The organism is Actinomadura sp. NPDC048032 (assembly GCF_040653175.1).
GTDB classification, from domain to species: Bacteria; Actinomycetota; Actinomycetes; order Streptosporangiales; family Streptosporangiaceae; genus Spirillospora; species Spirillospora verrucosospora.
The window spans coordinates 1-2,915 of sequence record NZ_JBEZJP010000658.1 but is presented as its reverse complement, the minus strand read 5'-3'; the positions used below and the strand labels follow the sequence as shown (position 1 = coordinate 2,915).

At 75.2% G+C, this 2,915-nt stretch carries 3 protein-coding genes and 1 pseudogene; 2 read left to right on the top strand and 2 right to left on the bottom strand.

All coding sequences use genetic code 11. From position 1 onward, the window contains the following. Both AB0C69_RS40710 and AB0C69_RS40705 read left to right on the top strand, forming a co-directional pair. Nucleotides 1–583, top strand: a pseudogene (locus AB0C69_RS40710) (hypothetical protein); the annotation flags it as partial. A gap of 146 nt (nt 584–729) precedes the next feature. Next, nucleotides 730–909, top strand: coding sequence for a hypothetical protein (locus tag AB0C69_RS40705; protein WP_345176340.1), 180 nt, complete (start codon nt 730–732; stop codon nt 907–909). Between the two features lie 125 nt (nt 910–1,034). Here AB0C69_RS40705 and AB0C69_RS40700 read toward each other — a convergent pair whose 3' ends face one another. Together AB0C69_RS40700 and AB0C69_RS40695 are read right to left on the bottom strand one after the other, a co-directional pair. Further along, nucleotides 1,035–1,631, bottom strand: a complete 597-nt coding sequence (locus tag AB0C69_RS40700; RefSeq protein WP_360361903.1) for an AAA family ATPase — start codon at nt 1,629–1,631, stop codon at nt 1,035–1,037. Next, nucleotides 1,628–2,686, bottom strand: coding sequence for an enolase C-terminal domain-like protein (locus AB0C69_RS40695; RefSeq protein WP_360361900.1), 1,059 nt, complete (start codon nt 2,684–2,686; stop codon nt 1,628–1,630). The genes AB0C69_RS40700 and AB0C69_RS40695 overlap by 4 nt, the downstream gene beginning before the upstream one ends. Between the last annotated feature and the right edge of the window lie 229 nt (nt 2,687–2,915).

Below are 2,915 nucleotides of genomic sequence, written 5' to 3'. Positions count from 1 at the left end.
TGCGCCTTGTCGCCGAGGCCTTCTGGTCGCCGCCGGAGGCGACGACGAGGTCCTGGGTGCCCGACAGCACGCCCTGGGCGGCGAAGTGGATCGCCTGCTGGCGGGGACGTCCCTCGTCCGCGCGGACGGCTACCGCCGCGCGGCCCAGGCAGCGCGGCAGGGCGCCGTCATCGCCTGGGACGGCACGCAGGCGGCGGGCCAGGTCGCGGGGCAGGCCGTTCGTGAGAACGCCGCCCGCCTCGCCCAGGCCGAATCGATGCAGCGCGCCCTGCAATCCGAGCGCGCCCGGCAGATGCAGGATCTGGGCCGGAGGTCCGCCGCCCGGATGCAGGACGCGGTGCAGAGCGAACGGGCGCAGCAGGTCGGCCAGGCGGGCAAGCGCGTCGGGGGCCGGCTCAGGAACGCCTACCAGGATCGCCGGTCCGCCCGGCGGCAGCTGCCCCCGCAGCCGGAGCAGCCCGCCCTCCCGCCGCCCGCGCCCCACTACGACCCCTACGCGCAGCCCGGGTACGGCCAGCCCGGGTACGGCCAGCCGGGCCAGCACGAGCCGCCGCAGCAGTACATGCCGCCGCCCCAGCAGTAGTCGCCCGGGATTCGGAACAGTCGAAGTCCTACTGAATCACCCCACCTCGACCTTTGCTCACTCTTAGTAGTCATTACGTTACATAGAGCATGTGTCGGGGGACGATCGCGACGCAAGTACCGGATGCCGGAGCGAAAGGGATGATCATGAAGAGGTGTCTTGCGGTTCTGGTTCTCGCCGCCGGGACGACGATGGCCGGGATGACCGGCCTGTCCGCGACGGCGTCGGCCGCCACGGCGTCCGGCGAGCCGATGAAGGGCCACGACCACCACTGCTGCTGTGAGCACAACGTCAACAAGAACATCAACATCAACATCAACGGCTGACGCGACGGCCGTTCCCGCCCGGCGGTCCTTCCGGCGGGCGGCCATCTGGCGGAGACCGCACGGTCTCCGCCAGATCGTCACTCCGCCAGATCGTCACTCCGCCAGATCGTCACTCCGCCAGATCGTCACTCCGCCAGATCGTCACTCCGCCGGCTTCGCTCCGCCAGGGCGTCCAGTTGCGCCTCCAGCGGCACGGGCGCGCCGAGGCGGTTGTCCACGGCCGTGTGGGGCACCGGAGGCGGCGCCCCCGGCAGCATCCGGGCGACGAACGCGTCGAACGCGGCCAGCTTGCCGGCGTCGCGGGGCGAGCCCCGCCGCTCCAGCCGGTGCCGGAGGGTCGCGGCGTCGGTCCGGATCCAGACCAGCCGCACCGGCGGCCCGCCCAGGGACGCCACCCACGCGCTCCAGCGCGCCGCGTCCCGGATGTGGCCGGTGAACGGGCCGCTCAGCAGCACCGGGCAGCCGTGCGACCGGATCTCCCGCGCGGTGGCGGTCATCCCCGCGTACTCGTGCGGCTTGACGTGCTCGTCGTACCAGGGGCCCTCGCGCTCGCCCGGATCGCGGGAGAACGCCGCGAGGGTCGCCTCCACGAACGGCCCGAACATCGTGTCCTTGTCCAGCAGCGCCGGGACGGGGCGCAGCCGCCGCAGCAGCAGGTCCGAGACCGTGGTCTTGCCGGAGCCGGGCGGCCCCGCCACCACCCAGGCCGGGGCGGGCGTCACGTCGACAGGCGCAGCCGGCGGGTCGCCAGCCGCTCGATGCGCGCCTCGTCGATCTCGTGGCCGAGGCCCGGCTGCGTGAGCGGGACGCCGACGACGCCGCCGGACGAGCGCACCGGCGGCGTCACGAACACCGGGCCGCCCGCCGGGTCGGACACGTCGCTCGGGAGCGTGCACCCCGGCAGGGCCGCGAGCGCCACCGCGGCGGCCTGCCCGATGCCGAACGCGCCGCAGCCGCTGCACCACACGTCCCATCCCGCCGCGTAGGCGAGGTCGTGGGCGCTGCGGGCCGCGGTCAGCCCGCCGAGCCGGTCGAGGCGCAGGTGCAGCGCACGGCCCGCCTCCAGCGACAGGGCCGCGTCCAGCGTCTCCAGATCGCCCACGTCCGGGGCCACGGCGGTGCCCACCCGCGCCTGGAGCCGGGCGTGCGCGGCGAGGTCGCCGCCGGCGAAGGGGCGCTCGATCGCCGCCAGGCCGTAGGCGTCCAGCGCCTCCAGCGCCGCCAGGTGCTCCGGCGACTCGGTGTAGGCGTGGCCCGCGTCGGCGACCAGCGCCAGGGCCGGGTACGCCTGCCGGATCGCGCGGACGGGCTCGATGTCCCACCCCGGCCGGACGTCCAGCGTGACGCGGGTGTGGCCCGCTCCAACGGCCCTGTTGACCCGGGCCGTGACGGTGTCGATCGCCGGCTCGGGGGTGATCCGCGCGCCCGTGACGATCGAGGTGCGGGTGCCGCCGAGCGCGTGCGCGAGCGGCAGCCCGCGCGTCCGGCACCACAGGTCCCAGCAGGCCGTGTCGACGGCCGCCGCGGCCTCCCGCGCGCCGAGGTCGGCGGCGGCGGACACGTCCTCGGGGCGGTCCCAGTCGAGCCCGATCAGGGCCGGCCCCATGCGCGTCTCGATGTCCGCCCACGCCGCGCCGGGGTCCCCGGCTCCGTCCCGGACGGCCATCTCGCCCCAGCCGACGGCGTCGTCGCCGGCCAGGCGGACGAGGACGCTCTCCGGCCGCCGCCCGCGCGGCATCGCCACGCGGAAGGCGTCGCAGCCGTGGATCCGAGGCACCGCACCAGCCCTTCGAAGTAGGGGTCGTTCCTCAATGATCCCTCCTCCCCGGACCAGGAAGGACAATCCACGCGGGTCAGGACCGCCGCGGCGGGACGGGCGCCGGCCGCGGGCCGGGCCGTCCGGTCAGGAGCCGCTGCGCGAGGAACAGCTTGACAGTGTGGGACGGTCCGGCGGGGCGGAACGCCGGCAGGGACAGGTCGGGGTCCGGGTCGATCCAGTCGAGGAC